Below are 2,075 nucleotides of genomic sequence, written 5' to 3'. Positions count from 1 at the left end.
CGGCGCGGCGCCGACGCCCCCGGCGCGGCCGCACTCCACGACGAACTCACCGCACTCGGCGCCGACATCACCCTCGCCGCCTGCGACGTCGCCGACCGGGACGCCCTGGCCGGCCTGCTCCGCTCGATCCCCGCCGACCGCCCCCTGGACGCCGTCTTCCACGCCGCCGGCTCCCTCGACGACACCGTCGTCGACTCCCTGACACCCGACCGCATGGACCCCGTCCTGCGCGGCAAGGCCGCCGCCGCCCTGCACCTCCACGAACTCACCAAGGACCTGGACCTGTCGGCCTTCGTCCTGTTCTCCTCCTCCGCCGGCGTCCTCGGCGGCGCGGGCCTGGGCAACTACGCCCCCGGCAACGCCTACCTCGACGCCCTCGCCCAGCACCGCCGCTCCCAGGGCCTGCCCGCCACCGCCGTCGCCTGGGGCCTGTGGGCCGACGGCGGCATGGTCGGCGACGCCGCCGGCGAGCGCATGCGCCGCTACGGCGTCCACCCCATGGACACCAAGTCCGCCTGCGACGCACTGGGCCGGGCCCTGGACGCCGACGACACCGCCGTCGTCGTCACCGACCTGCGCTGGGACACCTACGCGCTCGCCTTCACCGGACCGCGCCCCAGCCACCTCCTCGACGACCTGCCCGCCGCCCGCCGCGCCCTGGACGCCGCCCGCACCCAGCAGACCGAGAACCCCGCCGCGGACGCCTCCTCCCTCCAGGCCCACCTGGCCCGACTGCCCGCCTACGACCGGGCCGGCGCCGTCCTCGACGTCGTCCGCTCCTACGTCGCAGGCGTCCTCGGCTACCCGTCAGCGGAGGCCGTCGAACCCGGCCGCCCCTTCACCGACCTGGGCATCGACTCCCTCAGCGCCGTCGAACTGCGCAACGGCATGAACCGCATCACCGGCCTGCGCCTGCCGGCCACCCTCGTCTTCGACCACCCCAACTGCGACGCCCTCGCCGGCCACCTCCTGACCGAGCTGGCCGGGACACAACAGCCCGACACCCCGGCCCCCGCCCCTGCCGCGCCCCCGCGGGACGACGAGCCGATCGCGGTCGTCGCCATGGGCTGCCGCTTCCCGGGCGACGTCAGCACCCCCGAGCAGCTGTGGAGCATGCTGCTCGGCGGCGAGGAGGGGCTCGTGCCCTTCCCCGAGGACCGGGGCTGGGACCTCGACGCGCTGTACGATCCCGAACCCGGAAAGCCCGGCAGCGTCTACACCCGCACCGGCGGCTTCCTGAACGACGCCAGCGGCTTCGACCCGGCGTTCTTCAACATCTCCCCGCGCGAGGCCGTCGCCATGGACCCCCAGCAGCGGCTGCTGCTGGAGATGACATGGGAGACGTTCGAGCGGGCCGGCATCGACCCCAGGACCCTCAAGGGCAGCCGCACCGGCGTCTTCGCCGGCACCAACGGCCAGGACTACACCGGCATGCTGGCCGCCTCCCGGGAGGACTTCGAGGGCTACATGCTGACCGGCAACGCCGCCAGCGTCGTCTCCGGCCGCCTCTCCTACACCTTCGGCCTGGAGGGCCCGGCGGTCACCGTCGACACCGCCTGCTCGGCGTCCCTGGTCGCCCTGCACCTCGCCGTGCGCTCCCTGCGCTCCGGCGAGTGCGACCTCGCCCTCGCGGGCGGCGTCACCGTGATGGCCTCACCCGGCCTGTTCGTCGACTTCAGCAGGCAGCGCGGCCTGTCGCAGGACGGCCGCTGCAAGGCGTTCGCGGACGCCGCCGACGGCACCGGCTTCTCCGAGGGCGGCGGCATGCTCCTGGTGGAACGCCTGTCCGACGCCCGCCGCAACAACCACCCCGTCCTCGCCGTCGTCCGCGGCTCCGCCGTCAACCAGGACGGCGCCTCCAACGGCCTCAGCGCCCCCAACGGCCCCGCCCAGCAACGGGTCATCCGCGCGGCGCTCGCCGACGCGGGGGTCACGGCCACGGAGGTCGACGCCGTCGAGGCGCACGGCACCGGCACCACCCTCGGCGACCCCATCGAGGCCCAGGCCGTCCTCGCCACCTACGGCCAGGACCGTGAGCCCGGACAGCCGCTGTGGCTCGGCTCGGTGAAGTCCAA

1 protein-coding gene is annotated in these 2,075 nt (G+C 74.7%); it reads left to right on the top strand.

Translation table 11 applies throughout. The features are described from left to right. The coding region (locus ABZV34_RS38785) for a type I polyketide synthase (RefSeq protein WP_356287799.1) at nt 1-2,075 on the top strand (2,075 nt) is incomplete at both ends.

This window comes from Streptomyces sp. NPDC005195, assembly GCF_040608315.1.
GTDB lineage: Bacteria > Actinomycetota > Actinomycetes > Streptomycetales > Streptomycetaceae > Streptomyces > Streptomyces kaempferi.
This window is presented reverse-complemented; position numbering and strand designations above follow the sequence as displayed.